Raw genomic sequence first — 18046 nt, 5'->3', positions numbered from 1 at the left:
CAGATTCCATGGCACGTCCCCCCGCATCCGGAACCCAGCACGCGCTCCGCGCGGGCGACTACGAAGCAGTCGTGGCGAGCGTCGGCGCGACGCTCCGCTCGCTCACGTACCGCGGTCGCGATCTCGTGGTGCCGTTCGAGGCCGATGAGGTGCGTCCGGCGCACCGCGGCGCGACGCTTGCGCCGTGGCCGAACCGCGTCGTCGACGGGCGGTACTCGTTCGGCGGGCAGGACTTCCAGCTGCCGCTCACCGAACCGGCACGCTCTCACGCTCTCCACGGCCTCGCGACCTGGCTCGACTTCGATGCGATCGACAAGGGGCCCGACCACGTGACGCTGGCCGCGGTCATCCAGCCGGCGACGTTCTACCCGTGGCGCGTCGTCGTCACCACGACGTTCTCGCTCGGCCCCGACGGCCTCACGCAGTCGGTGACCGCCGTCAACGAGAGCGACGCCCCCGCGCCGTGGGGCGCCGGCCCGCACCCCTACCTGGTGGCGGGCGAGGGCCGCGTCGACGGCTGGACCCTCGAGCTCCCGGCGGCAGAGGTGCTCTCGGTCACCCCCGACCGGCTGAACCCCGTCGCCCTCGTCCCCGTGGACGCCGACGACCCGCAGCGCTTCGATTTCCGTGCCGCACGCCCGATCGGCTCGGCCGAGATCGATCACGCCTACACCGGCCTGCTCCGCGACGCCCACGGCTTCGCCACGGTGCGGCTCACGGATGCCGCCGGCGCCGGCGTCGAGATGACGTGGGATGCCGCGTGCCCGTGGGTCCAGGTCCACACCGCCGACAAGCCCGAGCCCGACCAGAGCCGGCTCGGCCTCGCCGTCGAGCCGATGACGTGCGCACCCGATGCGTACAACACCGGCTCGTACGACTACGACGCCGGTCTGATCGTGCTCGAGCCCGAGGCATCCGCCACCGCCTCGTGGCGCATCGCCGCGATCGGCTGATCGCGCCGCGCCCGCACAGACCCGCATGACGAAGGCGGGGCCGGCCCCCCGGTCGGCCCCGCCTCCGTCGTCAGCGGATCAGTGGTCTTCGCGCAACTGCTCCTTGATGTCGTTGCGGGCCCTGACCGAGTCCCGTTCGGCCTCCGCCTTCTTCACCGCCGCATCCGCCTTCATCTCATCGACCTTGTCGTCGATGCGAGCGGCGGTGTCCTCCCACGCGTCCTTCAGCTTCTCGCCGACGGCGTCCGCGGTCTCTTTCGCGTCGTCCATGATTCCCATCGGTCGCTCCTCTCGCGGGGTTGTGTGAACGACCCTACGTACCGGGCGCCGAACGTGCGGGGGGTTGCGCCGGGGGCGCGGTGTTGCTAGCGCACGGGCGTGCGGGTGTCGATCGCGTCGCGCAGCGGACGCCGCATCGGCACCCAGTAGTGCGTCGGCGTGACGCGCGTGAGCACGTCGACGAGCCGCGCCTCACGGCCGACCATGATGCGGGGGCGACGCCGGATCGTCGCGTCCACGATCCGTGCCGCGGCGTCCGCAGGCTCGGTGTGGTACATCGCCGCCTGCGCTTCGGCCGCCCGCTGCGCGACCTCGGGGTCGATCGCGGCGGCGTAGCGGCCGCGCAGGATGATGCCCGTCTTGACGCCCGCCGGGTACACGGCGCCGACGCTCACCGTCGTGCGCTCCAGCTCGTGGCGCAGGGACTCGGTGAAGCCGCGCACCGCGAACTTGCTCATGGCGTACGGGATGCGTCCGGCGGGGGCGGCGAGCCCGTAGATCGACACGAGGTGCGTGATGTGCGCCGCCGGCCCGCGGCGCAGCGCGGGCAGCAGCGCCTGGGTGATGTTCACCGTGCCCCAGAGGTTCACATCCATGAGCCAGCGCATCTCGGCCATCGTGAGCTGGCCGATGTCGCCGAGCATGGACGAGCCGGCACACGTGATCAGCGCCTGGACGTGGGGATGGGATGCCGCCACCTCGGCCGCGGCATCCTCCACCGCCCTGTCGTCGGTGAGATCGACCGCGTGCGTCGTATGGCCTTCGCCCTGCAGGGTCGCGGCGACGGCCGCAAGGCCCTCCGCATTCCGGTCGACGAGCGCGACGCGGGCGCCCTTCGCGGCGAGCTGCCGGGCGACGTCGGCGCCCATGCCCGCCGCGGCTCCGGTGATGACGGTCGCGCGTCCGCGAACATCCAGGGGTCGCCGTCTCGCCATCTGCAGCCTCTCGCTCCGGATCGTCGTCGTCGACGGTCGCTCCTCGATTCTCGCTGACTCGCGAGCGCTCCGCGGACGCTAGCCTCTTCATGGGAGGTGCGATGGGCAAGACCGCAGAGGCGATCGCCGAAGGGGTGTCCATCGCGTCCGCCGCCGCGCGGCTCTCGATCCGCAACCGCATCCTCGTCGACACGATCGCGAACGACGAGCCGTTCGAGGTGACGCGCTTCGCGCCGTTCGCGCACGAGACGCTCATCGCGCTCGCGGACGAGCAGGATGCCGCCGCCCAGCTCGTCAAACGTCAGCGCAAGAAGGCGTGGGGCAAGTTCACCGACCCCGACGGCACGCACGACTACCGCGACCGCGACACCCGCAACCTGCGCAAGCGCGGCCGGCAGTATGCGGGCGTCGCCCAGGCGCTGCGCCGCATGGCCGACGACCCGCACGTCGTCCGCACGCTCATCGAGCAGTCGCGCGACGCCGCATGGGGAGACGTCGAGGCCAACCTGCAGCGACGTCTGAAGGTAGAGGGGATGCGGCCGGAGCTCGACCCGGACTACGAGCGCATGCGCGCGGCACGCATGCAGTCGATCCGGCTGGTGGACCTGCCGCGGCTGGCGGCCCACAAGCGGCACGCGGGGGAGCCCCAGACCGACGCGCCCGAGCCCGACATCACGCCGTCGCCGCGCGTATCGGGCATCGACGTCAGCGAGATCGAAGCCTGATGGACACGCCCGGGATGCCGGCATCCGCCCTCGATTCGCGCCGAGCCGGGGCGTGAGGTATTCTTGACGACGTTGTGCCGCGAGAGCGAACAACATGCGCCCGTAGCTCAATGGATAGAGCATCTGACTACGGATCAGAAGGTTAGGGGTTCGAGTCCCTTCGGGCGCGCACTGTGTTGAGACAGTGATCGAGAACCCGCGGATCCCCGCGGGTTTTCGTGTTTCCCGCTGTTCGCGCCCCGAGGGCCGGAGTGCGCGTTGCGACCAGCACTCACGCGCTACTCCTTCAGGCTTCGGTAGCTGGGCGAACGGTCGTGGATGTCCGCGCCCATCCGCACGGCGGCGAATCCGTCCCGGACCGCGGTGACCAGATGCCGGATGGCGGCCGACGGGCGGCGGCTCCCATCCTCGGGGGACGGCGTCACCACGAGGATCGAGCGCACGAACGACGGGTCGTCGATCGGTCGCAGCACGATGCCGGGATGCTCGGCCGTTGTCGCGAGACGCGGGATGACCCCGATCGCCATGCGGGCGGCCGTCATACCGAGGAGCACCTGGAAATCGTCGGTCCTGATCGCGATGTCGAGCACCTTCCCGTCCGCCGCGAACGCGTCGGCGAGAACCCGGTCGATCGCGTCGTCGGCGGACGTGGCGAACACCCAGCGCTCCCCGGGCAGCGAAAGCAGGGTGGCGAGATCGATCGCCGGGCGCGCAGCGAGCGGATGGCCGGCGGGCAGCGCCAGCATCAGCGGATCGCGGTACACCTCCATCGCCTCCACGCCGGGGCGGATCGGCAGCTCGTATCCGGGCACCGTGTAGACGAGCGCGGCGTCGAGTGCGCCGCGATTGATCCGGTCGACGAGCGCGGGGACTTCCTCGACCGACGCGTCGATCTCCATCCCGAGGTCGTCCGCAGAGGCCGCGACGAACGGCAGGATGCTCGCCGCCGCCGTCGCGAACGTGCCCAACCGCAGCCGCACCCGCCCGAGCTCGCCGAACTCGCGGGCGTCCGCGATCGCCCGTTCGCTGAGGGTGAGGATCCGGTGCGCGCGCTCGAGCAGGAGCATGCCGACAGGTGTGAGCCGGCTGCCGCGCGGCGAGCGCAGGAGCACGGGCGAGCCGACCAGCCGCTCGAGGTTCTTCAGGTGGTAATCGACGGTCGGCTGGCCCCATCCCAGTCGCCGGGCGGCCGCGGTCACTGATCCTTCGGCGTGCACCGCCTTGAGCGCTTCGAACTGCCGCAGATCCGCCATCAGCTGTCTCTTCCTGCTGGTGGCTCCCCGGCCGGATCGGGTAGCCAGTCACATACACTCTATGTGGGCCGGACAGACATTGGGGGTTCTCGTCCGCGCGGGGAGCCCTGAACATTGAGGAATGTCCCTCACGCATCCGTCGGCACCTGACCGGTCCCTCTCGCTCACCGAGGCCGATCTGCGGCACTGGGAGACGCCATACGCGGATGCGCTGGAGCGGCACGCGGGACGCTCTCCGCTCTCACTGATGGTGCCCGGGCACGGGATGGACGACCTCGGCCTCAGCGCGCGCCTCGCCGCCTTCCTCGGCCCGCGGCCGCTGAAGCTCGACGCTCCCATGCTGATCGACGACATCGACCTGGGCGACGACTCGCCGCTGAGCCGGGCGCTCGAGCTCGCGGCGGACGCGTGGGGCGCGCGCCGCACCTGGTTCCTGACCGCCGGCGCCTCGCAGGCCAACCGGATCGCCGCGCTGGCCGTGCGCGGGCTCGGGGTGGACATCCTTTCGCAGCGCAGCGCGCACTCGAGCTTCAGCGACGGCGTCCTCTCCGCCGGTCTGATCCCCTCGTTCGTCATGCCGTCCGTCGACACCATCCACGGCGTCGCGCACGGCGTCTCACCGGCAGCGCTCGATGAAGCGCTGACCGCGGCGGCCAGCGCCGGCCACGCCGCCGATGCGGTGTACATCGTCTCGCCGAGCTACTTCGGCGCGGTGGCCGACGTCGCCGGCCTGGCCCGCGTGGCGCACGCGCACGGGGCGCCGCTGGTCGTGGACGGCGCGTGGGGTCCGCACTTCGGCTTCCACCCCGAGCTCCCCGAGTCGCCTACGCGGCTGGGCGCGGACCTGGTCGTGTCGAGCACCCACAAGCTGGGCGGCTCGCTCACCCAGTCGGCCATGCTCCACCTGGGCCACGGTCCGTTCGCGGATGCGCTCGAACCCCTGGTCGAGCGAGCCGTCGCGATCACGGCCTCCACCTCCAACTCTGCGCTGCTTCAGGCATCCCTCGATATCGCGCGGCACTCCCTCGCCACCGGTGCGGAGCTGATCGGCCGGTCGACTGCGGCGGCCGAGGCGTTCCGCGACGCCCTGCGAGCCGATCCGCGATTCGCTGTTCTGAGCGACGGGTTCGGGGCGTTCGACGACATCGTCGCCGTGGACCCGCTGCGCGTGCCGATCGACGTGTCGCGCACGGGCGTCAGCGGCCATTGGCTGCGGCAGCGCCTCATCGAGGCGGACGGCATCTTCTTCGAGATGTCGACCGCGACCACCCTGGTCGCCTTGATCGGCCCCGGGAAGACGCCCGATCTCGCCCGCGCGCACCGCGCGCTCGTCGCCGCGGTCGACTCGGCGGACGCGTCCGCGGAGCGATCGGGCGGCGGCGCGAACGACTTCCCCGCCCTGCCCGAGTCCGGGCCCCTGCGCATCCTGCCGCGGGACGCGTTCTTCGCCGACACCGAGCTCGTGCCCGCGGCCGACGCGGTCGGGCGCATCTCGGCCGACACCCTCGCCGCCTACCCGCCGGGGATCCCCAACCTCATCCCCGGCGAGGAGATCACGGCAGAGACCGTGGCCTTCCTCCAGGCGGTGGCCGCCTCCCCGTCCGGTCATGTGCGCGGCGCCGTCGACCCCACAGTCCAGCGGCTCCGGGTGACCCGATCCCGCTGAGCCTCAGACCCCCACCAATCAAAGGAGACTGGTATGCCCACCATCGCCCAGCAGCTGCTGCGCAGAAAACCGACGACCCCGCCCGCGGCAGGTGAGGCCCAGCTGAAGCGCAGCATCGGCCTCTTCTCGCTGACCATGATCGGCGTCGGCGGGACGCTCGGCACCGGAATCTTCTTCATCCTGTCCCAGGCGGTCCCCGTCGCCGGCCCCGCGGTGATCTGGTCGTTCGTCATCGGCGGCGTCGTCGCCGGCCTCACCGCGCTGTGCTACGCGGAGATGGCGGGCGCCGTCCCGGTCTCGGGTTCCACCTACTCCTATGCGTACGCGACGCTCGGCGAGGGCACGGCCATGGCGGTCGGTGCCTGTCTGCTGCTGGAGTACGGCGTCTCGACCGCTGCCGTCGCCGTCGGCTGGTCCCAGTACGTGAACCAGCTGCTCCAGAACCTGTTCGGCTGGCAGCTGCCCGTGCAGCTCTCGCAGGCGCCGGAACAAGGCGGCATCATCAACGTCCCCGCGGTGGTCGTCATCGTGCTCTGCTCGCTCCTGCTGCTGCGCGGAGCGCGCGAGTCGACGACCGTCAACAGCATCATGGTGGTCATCAAGATCGCCGTGATCGTGTTCTTCTGCGCCGTCGCGTTCACCGGCTGGAACACCGACCATTTCCACAATTTCGCGCCCGCCGGATTCGCGGGCATCGTCGGCGGCGCCGGGATCATTTTCTTCTCGTTCGTCGGCCTCGACGCGGTGTCGACGGCCGGTGAGGAGGCGAAGAACCCCAAGCGCAACCTCCCGCTCGCGATCATCTTCGCGCTGGTGATCATCATCCTGCTGTACGTCGCCACCAGCCTCGCCGCCCTGGGTGCGCAGGCTCCGGAGAAGTTCGAGAACCAGGATGCGGGTCTCGCAGCGATCCTTCAGGACATCATCGGCTCCAGCTGGCCGGGGACCATCGTCGCCATCGGCGCGATCATCTCCATCTTCTCGGTGACGCTGGTCGTGCTGTACGGGCAGACGCGCATCCTCTTCGCGATGTCGCGCGATGGGATGATCCCGCCCGTCTTCGCGAAGGTGAACCCGCGGACGATGACCCCGGTCCGCAACACCGTCATCGTCATGGTCGCCACGAGCGTCCTCGCAGCCGTCATCCCGATCGACTTCCTCGCCGAGATGACGAGCATCGGCACGCTCGTCGCCTTCCTCGTCGTGTCGCTGGGCGTCATCATCCTGCGTGTGCGCGAGCCGGAGCTGGAGCGGGGCTTCCGCCTCCCGCTCGGCTGGACGATCCCCATCCTCTCGATCGTCGGCTGCATCGCGATCATCACGCAGCTGCGTGTGATCACGATCGTCGTCTTCGTGATCTGGACCGCTGTGTTCCTGGTCTTCTACTGGTTCTACGGCCGCAAGCACTCGGCGCTGCAGGCGGGGCGCCCTGTCGCGGCTGCGGAGCCCGCCTACACGAGCAACGTCGCTCAGCCCAGCAGGAGCGAGATCCGCGAGGCGGCCGCACGGCGGAAGGCGGACCGGAGATGAGCATGGTCGTCGGGGTGGACCCGGCGCACCGCTCCGCGTCCGCACTGCACCTTGCCGCGCTGCTCGCGCGTTCCTCCGGCACCAGCCTGATCGTTGCGGCTGTCGTCCCACCCGCGTGGCCTTCGACGGCGGGCAGAGCCGACGCCGAGTGGCGTGGCTACACGCGGGAGAACGCCGACGGCGCCCTCGACCACGCGGCCGCCGTGCTCGGCGGCTCGACCACGGCCGAGTACCTGCTGCACGAGGCCCCGTCGGCCCGGCGCGGCCTGACTGAACTCGCCGAGCAGCGCGGGGCATCCCTGATCGTCGTCGGGTCCGGCGCGGGCGCCGAGCCGGGGCGCATCGCGCTCGGTGCCGAGAGCGACACCCTCCTGCACGCGTCGCCGGTTCCGGTCGCGATCGCACCACGCGGATATCGCGCGGAGAAGGATGCACGCGTCACGCGGGTGACCGCCGCCTACCGCGGCACGGACGCATCGGCCGGCCTGGTGCTCGGCGCCGCGGGCGTGGCTGCCGCAGTCGGCGCGGAACTGCGAGTCGCCTCCTTCGCCGTCGTTCCTCGTGATTCGGGGACGTCCGGCGCAGGACTCGACGCCGAGCTGCCGATCGCGAGCGCCTGGGCGGCGGACATCGAGCGTCACGCAGCGACACTCGTGCGCCAGGTGGGCGAGTTGGACGAGGTTCCCACCATCGCCGGCGTCGACATCGGCGTCGGCGAGACGTGGGAGTCGGCGATCGCCGACATCGGCTGGAAGCCCGGGGAGGTGCTCGTGGTCGGCTCGAGCACGCTCGGCCCGATCGCCCGCGTCTTCCTCGGGTCCCACGCCACCAAGATCGTCCGACACTCGCCCGTGCCGGTCGTCGTCGTGCCTCACAGCGTGGCACCCCAGGGAAGGACATGACCATGCCGCATCCCCTCCTCGACCTCTTCCCGGCGGGTGCACGCGTCGATTCTGACGGCACGCTCGTCATTGGGGGATGCCGCGTCGACGACCTCGCCACGGAGTTCGGCACTCCTGCGATCGTCGTCGACGAGGAGAGCCTGCGCGCCCGAGCGCGCGAGTACCGCACGGCGCTCACGTCGCGCTGGCCGAATGCGCGCGTCGTCTTCGCGTCGAAGGCCTTCCCGGCGACCGCCGTGCAGCGGGTCATGGTGGAGGAAGGGCTCGGGCTGGATGTCGCGGGCGGCGGCGAGATCCTCAGCGCGCTGCGGGCGGGCGTCGACCCCGCGCTCATCGTCGTGCACGGCAACGCCAAGACCACGGAGGAGCTGAAGATCGCGGTCGACGCCGGAGCCGGGCTCGTCGTCGTGGACAACGAGGACGACGTTGATCGGCTCGAGCAGCTCGTCACGCCGGGGCGCTCGCAGGGCGTGCTCGTGCGGGTCATCCCCGGCGTCGTCTCGTCTACGCACCCGCACGTGCAGACGGGCCAGGTGGGCACCAAGTTCGGCCTCACCCCTCCGGCCGCGCGCCGACTCATCGCCCGAATCGAGGCCAGTCCGCTGCTCGACCTGCGAGGTGTGCACGCGCACGTCGGTTCGCAGATCATGGACCCGGCGGAACTCGCCGCTGCCGTCGCCCCCCTCGCCGCGCTGGGCACCTTCCCGGTCTACGACCTCGGCGGCGGCCTCGGCGCCCGCTACACGACCGAGGACCGGCCGGCCCCCGTCGACGAATACGTCGACGCGCTCTTGGCGGCGGCACGCGCGCACCTGCCGGCCGAGGCGGAGATCATCATCGAACCCGGCCGCAGCATGGTGAACGGGTCGGCCTTCACCCTCTACACGGTTACCACTGTGAAGCGCGACGCCCGCACCTTCGTCGCCGTCGACGGGGGGATGGGCGACAACATGGAGGCCGCCCTCTTCGGCCAGCGCTATGAAGCAGTCCTGGCCTGTCGCATGCACGACGAGGATGCGGAAGAGGTCGCGGTGGTCGGCCGGCATTGCGAGTCCGGGGACGTGCTCATCGACCCGCTCCGCCTTCCCGCCGCCCGGGTCGGGGACCTGCTCGCCGTTCCTGCCACGGGCGCGTACACCCACACCATGGCGAACAATTACAACGGGTACCGTCGACCACCCGTGGTCTTCGCGCGGGAGGGCGAGGCCCGTGCAGTCATCCGGCGCGAGACATGGGCCGACCTCTTCGATCGCGACGTGTGAGAGGCCGCCGACCCTCTCATCGCGAGCGGGGCGGCGCCACGGACTCGCGCCAGACGACCTTCTGCAGCGGTTCCTCCTGCGCGGGCGGCTCGGTTCCACGGATGGCGGCGAGCAGTCGCTGCATCGAGGACGCTCCGAGGCGCTGGCGGTCCTGGAACACGGTGGTGAGGGACGGGATGAAATGGGCGCTCATGGTGAGGTCGTCCCACCCCGTCACGCTCACGTCGTCGGGCACCTTCCACCCGCGTGAGACGGCGCCGCGGATGGCGCCGGCCGCGAGGACGTCATTGGCGGCGATGATCGCCAGAGGAGGGGTGTCGTCGGGCAGATCCTGCACGCTCCGGTTGGCGGTGAGGGGGTTCCAGTCGCCTCCCACCACGCCGAGCGATTCGAGACCCAGCCGGTCGATCGTCGCAAGGTAGGCATCCCGACGGGCGACCGCCGCCGGATAGTCGGGTGGCCCGGCGATGTGCAGGAAGGTCCGGTGGCCCATCTCGGCCAGCCGTTCGATCATCTCTGCCACGGGGCGGGCGTCGCTGAAGGCGCCCGTCGCGTGCATGTTCTCGTCGAACTCCGAGAGCGACAGCAGCACCGGGCCGGAGTCCACCGACGTCGGCTGCGGCCCGCGGACGGGGGAGAACGACAGGATGCCCTCGTAGTCGCCGGATTCGACGACGGCGGCGAGGCCCTCCGCGCGCTCGTCGGGCGAGGACGAGAGGCTGATCACCTCGACCACGTAGCCGGCGTCGCGTGCGGTGCTCGCCGCGCCCTCCAGCACGGGGAAGAGGTTCAGGCCCGAGACAGGGATGACGACGGCCAGGCGTCCGGTGCGCTGCGTGCGCATGGACCGGGCGGCGAGGTTCGGGCGGTAGTTCAGCTCCGCCGCGGCGGCCAGCACCCGGTCGCGCGTCGCGGCCGAGATGCCGTCGCGACCCGTGAAGACGAACGAGACCGTCGTCTGCGAGACGCCGGCGCGACGCGCGACATCGTGACTGGTCGGGCGCTTGCCCATGTGCTGATCCCCCATGTCCAACATCCTGCCCGGGAAAGTGCTTGACCGTGCAGCGTGTTCTCCATAGTATCTACTACGTCTTAGTAATACGTAGTAACGACTTGCGAGGAAGCAATGCTCAGAATCGGGATCATCGGCACCGGCAGCATCGCGCGTGCCCACATCAGTGGGTACCTGGCCTTTCCCGAGCAGTGCGAGATCGTCGCGCTCGCCGATGTCATGCCGGGCAGGGCGGCCGAGGCGGCCGAGTCGTTCGGGCTCACAGAGGCGATCGGCTACGACGACCCGCTCCGGATGCTCGCCGAGGCGCGCCTCGACGTCGTGAGCATCGCGACCCCGCCCTCGTCGCACGCCGCGCTCTCGATCGCCGCACTGGACGCCGGCGTCAACGTGCTCGTGGAGAAGCCGATGGCCCCGTCGCTGGAGGAGTGCGACGCGATGCTCGCCGCGCAGGAGCGTTCCGGAAAGCTGCTGTCGGTCGTCGCGCAGAACCGCTTCCGCGACGACCTCGCGACGCTGAAGAGCGTCGTGGACTCGGGGCTCCTCGGCTCCATCTCGCACGTGCGCGTGGACTCCGCCTGGTGGCGCGGGCTGCCGTACTACGACCTGTGGTGGCGCGGCACGTGGGAGAAGGAGGGCGGCGGCAGCACGCTCAACCACGCCATCCACCACATCGACCTGCTCCTGTGGCTCTTGGGCCGGCCGACCGAGATCACGGCGATGCTCGCGAACGCGCAGCACGACAACAGCGAGGTCGAGGATCTCTCGGTCGCCGTCTTCCGCTACGGGCGCGGCCTGGCACAGCTGACCAGCTCCGTCGTGCATCACGGCGAGGAGCAGGAGATCGTGATCCAGGGCGAGAACGCCCGGGTCTCGCAGCCGTGGAAGATCGTCGCAGACCGCGCCGACGGCGGCGGATTCCCTGCGAACGGCGGCGACTTCGCGATCGTCGAGGCGATCGAGGCCGTCGCATCGCAGCGGGAGCCTCTGCGTCACCGCGGTCACGAGGGGCAGATCGGCGATCTGCTGCTCGCCATCCGCGACGGCCGGGCGCCCCTGGCCGACGGCACGGACGGCCGCAACGCGATCGAGGTCGTCACGGCCATCTACAAGGCGGGGATCGAGCGGACGTTCGTCGCTCTGCCGCTGAGGGCCGACGACCCCTACTACAGCGCCGGCCACCTCGTCGCGCATGCGCCGCGCTTCTTTGAGAAGCGGACGTCGCTGGTCGAGGCGGCCGTCTCGTGAGCGCGTCGTCCTTCCCCGGCGGCACGTCGCTGTCGCATCTCGACATCTACCCGGATGCTGCTCCCGACGGCGTGTGCGGCGGAAGCCCGCACGTGCACCTCGTCTCCACCGAGGCGTACATCGTCGTGGCGGGGCACGGCGCCCTGCAGGCGATCGACGGCGACGGCTTCCACGAGACGGAGCTTCAGCCGGGATCGGTCGTCTGGTTCACCCCGGGCACGATCCACCGGGCGGTGAATCACGGCGGCCTCCGAGTGATCGTCCTGATGAGTAATGCGGGGCTGCCCGAGGCGGGCGATGCCGTGATGACGTTCCCCGCCGAGGTCGTTGCCGACCCGGACGCGTATGCGGCGGCGGCCGACCTGGGCGACCCGGACGGCCGTGCGGAGCGGGCCTCGCGGCGTCGCGATCTCGCGGTCACCGGGTTCGAGGTGCTTCGCCGCGCCGTCAGCGCCGGCGACCGCACCCTCCTCGAGAGCTTCTACGAGGCCGCCGGTGCGCTCGTCCTGCCCCGCGCCGAGGGGTGGGCGCAGCTCGTGCAGGAGCGCCCGCTCGCGCAGGCGGAGCAGTCGCTGGCGCTGGCACAAGCGGTGGCGGCCGGCGATGTGGCGCACCTGGGCGACGCCCGCGTGCATCCCGCATCGGCCGTTCCAGAGCTGCGATTCGGCATGTGCGGACGCATCCGCGCCTACGACCTGACCGACCTCGAGGAGGATCCCCGATGAACCACCCGTACACCTTCGACCCCCTGCCGCAGCCGGTCGTCGCACCGGGCGAGTTCGCCTTCGCCGCCGTGGGCCTGCACCACGCCCACATCTACGGCATGACCGACGGCCTCATCGGGGCCGGAGCGACCGTGACGTGGGTGTTCGACGAGGACCCCGCCCGGGTGGCGTCGTTCACGGAGCGGTACCCCACCGCGCGCGTGGCTTCGTCGGAGCAGCAGGTGCTCGACGATCCCGAGGTGCGCCTCGTCGCGACGGCCGCCATCCCCTCCGAGCGCGCGTCGATCGGCCTGCGCGCGATCGAGGCGGGCAAGGACGCGTTCGTCGACAAGGCCCCCCTGACCACCTCGGCACAGCTGGAGGCGGTCCGCGAGGCGACGGCGCGCACCGGCCGCAAGTACGCGGTCTACTACGGGGAGCGCGTGCACTCCGAGGCCGCGATCCTCGCCGGTCAGCTCATCGACCGCGGCGCGATCGGCACCGTCATGCAGGTGGTCTGCTTCGGACCGCACCGCATCGGCGGCGGCCGGCCCGACTGGTTCTACGATCCCGAGCGATACGGCGGCATCCTCTGCGACATCGGCAGCCACAACTTCGAGCAGATGCTGTTCTACACCGGTGCCACCGACGGACGCGTGTCGACATCGACCGTCGCGAACTACGCGCACTCCGAGACGCCGGGGCTGCAGGACTTCGGCGACGCCCACGTCGTGCTCGACAACGGCACGACCGGCTACGTCCGTGTCGACTGGTTCACCCCGGACGGCCTCGGTGTGTTCGGCGACGGGCGCACGCTGCTCCTCGGAACCGACGGCTACATCGAGCTGCGCAAGTACATCGACATCAGCACCGACAACGGGGGCGGCCAGGTCCTTCTCGTCAACCACGACGGCCAGTACCGCTTCGATGCCAACGGCATGACCGGGTTCCCCTTCTTCGGACAGCTCATCCGGGACTGCATCGACCGGACCGAGACGGCGATGACCCAGGCACATGCGCTGAAGGCTGCAGAACTCAGCCTCCAGGCTCAGGGCGAAGCGCTCGTGCTCGCCCCGTAGACAGCCCTCTCTGAACCACGACGATGTGGAGCTCTCATGACACAGTCACTTGACAGTCCGCTGGCCCTCGTCGGCGAACCGCCGCCGGTCAACGAGACGCGGGCGATCACGACCGCGCCCCGCAAGCGGCGCCTGTTCCGGGGCGAGCGGGCACCTCGCGCGAAGCAGTCGTGGCGTCGAGCCCTGGCGCGGGATTGGCGGCTGTACACGTTCCTTATCGCACCGCTGCTCTTCCTGCTGGTGTTCAAGTACATCCCGATGCTGGGCAACATCATCGCCTTCCGCCGGTTCCGTCCCGGCGGCTCGATCTTCGGCGACGAATGGGTGGGGTTCTACTACTTCGAGGCGTTCATCTCGAACCAGCAGTTCTGGACCGTGTTCTGGAACACCGTCGTGCTCGGAGCGCTCACGCTGCTGATCACCTTTCCGCTGCCGATCATCCTCGCGCTGATGCTCAACGAGCTCCGCTCGCGGCGGTTCAAGCGGCTGGTGCAGACGATCTCGTATCTCCCGCATTTCATGTCGGTCGTCATCGTCGCGGGACTGGTACTGCAGCTGACCGCACTCAACGGGACCGTCAACCAGGTGGTCGAGGCCATGGGCGCAGACCCTGTGCCGTTCATGCAGCGTCCGGAGTGGTTCCGCGCGATCTACGTGTCGTCCGAGGTGTGGCAGACCGTCGGCTGGGGAACCATCCTCTACCTCGCGGCGCTGACGACCATCGACGACCAGCTGTACGAGGCTGCGCGGATCGACGGCGCGAACAGGTGGCAGCAGACGTGGCACATCACGCTGCCCGGCATCCGTCCGACCATGATGGTCCTCCTCATCCTGAACATCGGCTCGTTCATGTCGGTCGGGTTCGAGAAGGTGCTGCTCCTGCAGAACCCGCTGATCTACTCGACGGCCGACGTCATCGCCACCTATCTGTACCGCGTGGGCATCCAGTCGGCCCAGTTCTCCTACGGCACGGCCATCGGGCTGTTCGAGGCCCTCATCGGCCTCGTCCTGGTGCTCGGCGCGAACGCGCTCTCCCGTCGAATGGTTGGAACCTCGCTATGGTGACCGAAACGCTGCCCCCGAAGCCCGACATCGCCCGCGTCCGCAGGGAAGGCGGCGTCATCCGGGAGTCCTACGGGACGCGGGCGTTCCGCGCCGCCAACGTGATCTGCCTCCTGCTGGTCTGCGCGGTGACGCTCTACCCGTTCATCAATCTGATCGCGAAGGCGTTCTCGTCCGAGGGGTACATCGCCGCGGGCGAGGTCAACCTCCTCCCGCGCGGGTTCAACCTCGACACCTTCCGTGTGGTGCTGAGCGACCAGCTGTTCTGGACGAACTACGCGAACACGTTCCTCTACACGGCGGTCGGAACGGTCATCGCCATGGCGATCACCACGACGTACGCGTACGCGCTCAGCAAGCCGTACCTCAAAGGACGCACGTTCTTCGTCGGCGTCGCGGTCTTCACGATGTTCTTCGGCGGCGGACTGATCCCGAACTACATCCTCATCGCCGGCTTTCTGGGGTGGCGCAACAGTATCTGGGCGATCGTCGTGCCCGGTGCCCTGAGCGTCTTCAACCTTCTCGTCATGAAGTCCTTCTTCGAGAACTTCCCGCCGGACCTGGAGGAGGCCGCGGCGATCGACGGGCTGTCGACGTACGGCATCTTCTTCCGCATCGTCCTGCCGCTGTCCAAGGCGGTCATCGCGACGATGACCCTCTTCTATGCCGTGAGCCTCTGGAACTCGTGGTTCAGCGCGTTCCTGTTCATGGACGACAAGGCGCGGTTCCCCGTGACGGTGTACCTGCGCAACCTGATCGCCGCGGCGACGGGCACCCAGGAGGCCACGGGCGGCGAGGCCGTCCAGATCGCCTCCAACATCCAGGCGGTGACGATGCTGCTCACCGTGCTCCCGATCGTCTGCCTCTACCCCTTCATCCAGCGCTACTTCGTCTCGGGCGTGATGCTCGGGTCGGTCAAGGGCTGACGAAGGGCCCTCTCCCATCCCATCCCCCGAACGACGACGTTCACGAACAGGAGAAATCATGACCATCACTCGCAAGACCCTCGCGGGCATCGCGGGGCTCGCCCTCTGCGCGGTCGCCCTCGCCGCGTGCTCGAACGGCCCCGCCGACCCGCCGGCTGCGAAGGACGAGGGGGCGACCATCGGCGAGGCGCAGTCCGTCGGCGCCATGGACGACTTCGGTGTCGGCGTCACGTTCAAGGCGACCGAGCCGGTGGACTTCTCGCTCATGTACCGCGACCACCCCAACTACCCGGTGAAGGACGACTGGTCGATCTTCCAGCACCTCGCGGACGACCACAACGTCACCTTCACGCGCACCGACATCCCGATGGCCGACTACGACCAGAAGAAGTCCCTGCTGATCGGCAGCGGCGAGGCGACCGACATCATCTCGTCCACCTACGCGGGCAGCGAGACCCAGTTCGTGTCGGGCGGCGCGCTGCTGCCGGTGTCGGATTACTTCGACTACATGCCGAACTTCATGCAGAAGGTAGAGGACTGGGGCCTGGAGGACGACCTCGACAACCGCCGCCAGGCCGACGGCAAGATCTATCACCTCCCCGGCCTGCGCGAGGCGCCCGACGTCCAGTACTCGGTCGTCATCCGCGAGGACCTCTGGGAGAAGGCCGGGATCACGGAGGATCCCGCGACGTGGGACGAGTATCTCGACCAGCTCGAGAAGGTGAAGAAGGCCAACCCCGAGATCGACTACGCGATGTCGGACCGCTGGACGGACTCGACGCCGCTCGGATCGCTGCTCAGCGTCATGGGTCCGAATTACGGCACGGCTGCCGGATGGGGCTACTCCAACACCTGGTACGACGAGGACGCCGAGAAGTACGTCTTCACGGGGACGACGGACGAGTACAAGGATGTCGTCGCCTACGCCGCGAATCTGGTGGCCGCCGGCGTCCTCGACCCTGAGATCACTCAGAGCGACGACCAGGCGGTCCAGAAGTTCGTCTCCGGCCGGTCGGCCGCCATCTCGGGGAACACCCAGGCCCTCGCCGAGTACCGCGCGAAGCTCGCGGATGCCGGACGCGGAGACGTCCCCATCCGTCTGATCTCCGTGCCCGGCGGTCCGGCGGGTTCGAACATGGCGAGCGGCCGCTTCACCTCGGGGCTGCTGATCGGCAGCGAGGCCGCCGACAAGCCGTACTTCAAGGCGCTCCTGCAGTTCATCGACTGGCTCTACTACTCCGACGAGGGGCTCGAGTTCGCTCAGTGGGGCGTCGAGGGCGAGACCTTCACCCGAGCGGCCGACGGCACGCGCCGGCTCAACGACGACATCGCGTGGAGCTCGATCAACGCCGGGGCGCCCCAGCTGCTGAACGCCGACTTCGGCTACAGCAACGGTGTGTTCCTGCTCGCCAACGGCTCGTCGCGCGACCTGGTGCTCTCGATGATGACCGATGAGATCGCGGCGTGGACCGAGGCGCAGCTCGACGCGAAGGAGCAGCTGCCGACGGCACCCGCTCCTCTCCTGGACGAGATGGAGCTGGAGCAGACGTCGCTCCTCCAGACGCAGCTCACCGACGCCGTGCAGTCGGCGACCGCCTCGTTCATCACGGGCCAGCGGTCGATCGACGAGGACTGGGACGCCTACGTCGGCGAGATGCAGGGCCTCGGGGCCGACCAGCTCGTCGAGACCTTCAACACCGCGCTCGAGCGCGGACGCGATTCGAACGAGGACTGAGGTGCGGCGGGTCGGTCGCCGTCACAGGGCCGACCCGCCGCCATCCCGAAGGAGGAACCATCATGAGCGTTCAGCAGCACTCGCGCGAAGCTGCCGCCGCCGGAGAGGTCGGGCGGGGTCTGCTCTCCCGAGTCGCCGCCGTGGCTTACCGGATGCTGGTCCTCGAGGTCCAGCTCCTGCTCGCGGTGCTTCCCGCGGTCGGGGTCGTGCTGCTGCTCGACCGCGACCCGTCCAACCTGCCGCTGTTCGTCCTCGCCCTGCTCCCGGTCGCCCCGGCGCTCGTCGCAGGCGTCTCGGCGGTCCGCGCTGCGGCGCTCGCCGACGACCTGTCTCCCGGGCGGCACTTCTTCCGCGCGTACCGGCGCGACCTCGGGGCGACCCTCTCGTGGGCTGTCCCCACCAGCCTCGTGCTCGCGATGCTCACGTTCAATCTCATCCATCTCGATGACGTCGACGGCGGAGCCGCGATGCGTCCCGCGGTGCTGCTGCTGGCCGCGCTCGTGATCGTGTGGGCCGGGCACGTGATCGTCCTCACCGCGGGCTTCCGCTTCCGGACCCGGGATGCCGCCCGCATAGCGCTCGCCGGGATCATCCCGGGCTGGGGCTACTCGCTGGGCGTGCTGTCACTCGTCGTGGTCGCTGCGTTCGTCGTGCTCGTGGCGTCGGAGGTGGTTCTGCTGCTCCTCCTCTGGGCCTTCGTCGGCCTGCTCGCGCTGATGGGGCGGCCGGTCTTCGTGCGCGTCACCGAGAGGCACACGGCGCCGGACTGATCGGC

Annotated in this window: 17 protein-coding genes and 1 tRNA gene; 14 read left to right on the top strand and 4 right to left on the bottom strand. The window is 69.7% G+C overall.

All coding sequences use genetic code 11. The annotated features are described in order from the left end of the window. Window positions 1-8 precede the first annotated feature (8 nt). Window positions 9-953: an aldose 1-epimerase family protein gene (locus ACTHNQ_RS14410; RefSeq protein ID WP_440334425.1), complete on the top strand. Its 945-nt coding sequence runs from the start codon at window positions 9-11 to the stop codon at window positions 951-953. 78 nt (window positions 954-1031) lie between these two features. Here the strand turns inward: ACTHNQ_RS14410 and ACTHNQ_RS14405 are convergent, their stop codons facing one another. Together ACTHNQ_RS14405 and ACTHNQ_RS14400 are read right to left on the bottom strand one after the other, a co-directional pair. After that, window positions 1032-1232: a hypothetical protein gene (locus tag ACTHNQ_RS14405; protein ID WP_440334423.1), complete on the bottom strand. Its 201-nt coding sequence runs from the start codon at window positions 1230-1232 to the stop codon at window positions 1032-1034. A gap of 86 nt (window positions 1233-1318) precedes the next feature. Continuing rightward, on the bottom strand, window positions 1319-2167 hold the full coding sequence (locus ACTHNQ_RS14400) for an SDR family NAD(P)-dependent oxidoreductase (protein ID WP_440334422.1): 849 nt from the start codon (window positions 2165-2167) through the stop codon (window positions 1319-1321). A gap of 101 nt (window positions 2168-2268) precedes the next feature. Here ACTHNQ_RS14400 and ACTHNQ_RS14395 point away from each other — a divergent pair, with 101 nt between their 5' ends. Then, complete coding sequence (locus ACTHNQ_RS14395; protein WP_440334420.1) at window positions 2269-2892, top strand: asparagine synthase; 624 nt, start codon at window positions 2269-2271, stop codon at window positions 2890-2892. Window positions 2893-2988: 96 nt separating this feature from the next. Beyond that, window positions 2989-3061, top strand: a tRNA-Arg gene (locus tag ACTHNQ_RS14390). A gap of 109 nt (window positions 3062-3170) precedes the next feature. On the opposite strand, the gene ACTHNQ_RS14385 is transcribed toward ACTHNQ_RS14390, so the two are convergent. After that, window positions 3171-4145 carry a LysR family transcriptional regulator gene (locus ACTHNQ_RS14385; protein WP_440334418.1) on the bottom strand — a complete coding sequence of 325 codons (975 nt, stop codon included), beginning with the start codon at window positions 4143-4145 and terminating at the stop codon, window positions 3171-3173. Window positions 4146-4266: 121 nt separating this feature from the next. Here ACTHNQ_RS14385 and ACTHNQ_RS14380 point away from each other — a divergent pair, with 121 nt between their 5' ends. From ACTHNQ_RS14380 to lysA, 4 genes are read left to right on the top strand one after another with little or no spacing between them, the layout of a single operon-like run. Next, window positions 4267-5811, top strand: a complete 1545-nt coding sequence (locus ACTHNQ_RS14380; RefSeq protein ID WP_440334416.1) for an aminotransferase class I/II-fold pyridoxal phosphate-dependent enzyme — start codon at window positions 4267-4269, stop codon at window positions 5809-5811. A gap of 33 nt (window positions 5812-5844) precedes the next feature. Beyond that, window positions 5845-7341 (top strand): amino acid permease, encoded by a 1497-nt coding sequence (locus tag ACTHNQ_RS14375; RefSeq protein ID WP_440334414.1) that lies wholly within the window; start codon window positions 5845-5847, stop codon window positions 7339-7341. Continuing rightward, window positions 7338-8243, top strand: coding sequence for a universal stress protein (locus ACTHNQ_RS14370; protein ID WP_440334412.1), 906 nt, complete (start codon window positions 7338-7340; stop codon window positions 8241-8243). Before ACTHNQ_RS14375 ends, ACTHNQ_RS14370 begins: the two co-directional genes overlap by 4 nt. Window positions 8244-8245: 2 nt before the next feature. Then, window positions 8246-9505 carry a diaminopimelate decarboxylase gene (lysA, locus tag ACTHNQ_RS14365; protein WP_440334410.1) on the top strand — a complete coding sequence of 420 codons (1260 nt, stop codon included), beginning with the start codon at window positions 8246-8248 and terminating at the stop codon, window positions 9503-9505. A 16-nt stretch (window positions 9506-9521) separates the two neighbouring features. Here lysA and ACTHNQ_RS14360 read toward each other — a convergent pair whose 3' ends face one another. After that, complete coding sequence (locus ACTHNQ_RS14360; protein WP_440334408.1) at window positions 9522-10532, bottom strand: LacI family DNA-binding transcriptional regulator; 1011 nt, start codon at window positions 10530-10532, stop codon at window positions 9522-9524. A gap of 99 nt (window positions 10533-10631) precedes the next feature. On the opposite strand from ACTHNQ_RS14360, the gene ACTHNQ_RS14355 reads away from it, so the two are divergent. From ACTHNQ_RS14355 to ACTHNQ_RS14325, 7 genes are all read left to right on the top strand, one after another. Further along, a complete protein-coding gene (locus ACTHNQ_RS14355) occupies window positions 10632-11765 on the top strand; it encodes a Gfo/Idh/MocA family protein (protein WP_440334406.1) in 1134 nt (377 codons plus the stop codon). Then, a complete protein-coding gene (locus ACTHNQ_RS14350; RefSeq protein ID WP_440334404.1) occupies window positions 11762-12490 on the top strand; it encodes a cupin domain-containing protein in 729 nt (242 codons plus the stop codon). The genes ACTHNQ_RS14355 and ACTHNQ_RS14350 overlap by 4 nt, the downstream gene beginning before the upstream one ends. Beyond that, window positions 12487-13548: a Gfo/Idh/MocA family protein gene (locus ACTHNQ_RS14345; RefSeq protein WP_440334402.1), complete on the top strand. Its 1062-nt coding sequence runs from the start codon at window positions 12487-12489 to the stop codon at window positions 13546-13548. Before ACTHNQ_RS14350 ends, ACTHNQ_RS14345 begins: the two co-directional genes overlap by 4 nt. Before the next feature lie 36 nt (window positions 13549-13584). After that, the gene (locus ACTHNQ_RS14340) at window positions 13585-14613 is read left to right on the top strand and encodes an ABC transporter permease (protein WP_440334400.1); all 1029 of its coding nucleotides are present in this window, start codon (window positions 13585-13587) and stop codon (window positions 14611-14613) included. Continuing rightward, window positions 14607-15536 (top strand): carbohydrate ABC transporter permease, encoded by a 930-nt coding sequence (locus tag ACTHNQ_RS14335; protein WP_440334398.1) that lies wholly within the window; start codon window positions 14607-14609, stop codon window positions 15534-15536. Before ACTHNQ_RS14340 ends, ACTHNQ_RS14335 begins: the two co-directional genes overlap by 7 nt. Window positions 15537-15594: 58 nt before the next feature. After that, window positions 15595-17271 (top strand): ABC transporter substrate-binding protein, encoded by a 1677-nt coding sequence (locus ACTHNQ_RS14330; RefSeq protein ID WP_440334396.1) that lies wholly within the window; start codon window positions 15595-15597, stop codon window positions 17269-17271. 62 nt (window positions 17272-17333) lie between these two features. Then, the gene (locus ACTHNQ_RS14325; RefSeq protein WP_440334394.1) at window positions 17334-18041 is read left to right on the top strand and encodes a hypothetical protein; all 708 of its coding nucleotides are present in this window, start codon (window positions 17334-17336) and stop codon (window positions 18039-18041) included. The last annotated feature ends 5 nt before the right edge of the window (window positions 18042-18046 follow it).

This window comes from Microbacterium sp. (assembly GCF_051953575.1).
GTDB lineage: Bacteria > Actinomycetota > Actinomycetes > Actinomycetales > Microbacteriaceae > Microbacterium.
Note: the sequence above shows the minus strand (reverse complement) of the source record. Positions and strands in the feature narration are given on the sequence as shown.

Bases quoted from the DNA above. Each gene is read 5' to 3' on its own strand.
- lysA (WP_440334410.1), top strand. From the start codon at position 8,246: ATGCCGCATCCCCTCCTCGACCTCTTCCCGGCGGGTGCACGCGTCGAT.
- ACTHNQ_RS14340 (WP_440334400.1), top strand. From the start codon at position 13,585: ATGACACAGTCACTTGACAGTCCGCTGGCCCTCGTCGGCGAACCGCCG.
- ACTHNQ_RS14380 (WP_440334416.1), top strand. From the start codon at position 4,267: ATGTCCCTCACGCATCCGTCGGCACCTGACCGGTCCCTCTCGCTCACC.
- ACTHNQ_RS14395 (WP_440334420.1), top strand. From the start codon at position 2,269: ATGGGCAAGACCGCAGAGGCGATCGCCGAAGGGGTGTCCATCGCGTCC.
- ACTHNQ_RS14375 (WP_440334414.1), top strand. From the start codon at position 5,845: ATGCCCACCATCGCCCAGCAGCTGCTGCGCAGAAAACCGACGACCCCG.
- ACTHNQ_RS14345 (WP_440334402.1), top strand. From the start codon at position 12,487: ATGAACCACCCGTACACCTTCGACCCCCTGCCGCAGCCGGTCGTCGCA.
- ACTHNQ_RS14405 (WP_440334423.1), bottom strand. From the start codon at position 1,232: ATGGGAATCATGGACGACGCGAAAGAGACCGCGGACGCCGTCGGCGAG.
- ACTHNQ_RS14330 (WP_440334396.1), top strand. From the start codon at position 15,595: ATGACCATCACTCGCAAGACCCTCGCGGGCATCGCGGGGCTCGCCCTC.
- ACTHNQ_RS14335 (WP_440334398.1), top strand. From the start codon at position 14,607: ATGGTGACCGAAACGCTGCCCCCGAAGCCCGACATCGCCCGCGTCCGC.
- ACTHNQ_RS14410 (WP_440334425.1), top strand. From the start codon at position 9: ATGGCACGTCCCCCCGCATCCGGAACCCAGCACGCGCTCCGCGCGGGC.
- ACTHNQ_RS14400 (WP_440334422.1), bottom strand. From the start codon at position 2,167: ATGGCGAGACGGCGACCCCTGGATGTTCGCGGACGCGCGACCGTCATC.
- ACTHNQ_RS14325 (WP_440334394.1), top strand. From the start codon at position 17,334: ATGAGCGTTCAGCAGCACTCGCGCGAAGCTGCCGCCGCCGGAGAGGTC.
- ACTHNQ_RS14355 (WP_440334406.1), top strand. From the start codon at position 10,632: ATGCTCAGAATCGGGATCATCGGCACCGGCAGCATCGCGCGTGCCCAC.
- ACTHNQ_RS14385 (WP_440334418.1), bottom strand. From the start codon at position 4,145: ATGGCGGATCTGCGGCAGTTCGAAGCGCTCAAGGCGGTGCACGCCGAA.
- ACTHNQ_RS14370 (WP_440334412.1), top strand. From the start codon at position 7,338: ATGAGCATGGTCGTCGGGGTGGACCCGGCGCACCGCTCCGCGTCCGCA.
- ACTHNQ_RS14360 (WP_440334408.1), bottom strand. From the start codon at position 10,532: ATGGGGGATCAGCACATGGGCAAGCGCCCGACCAGTCACGATGTCGCG.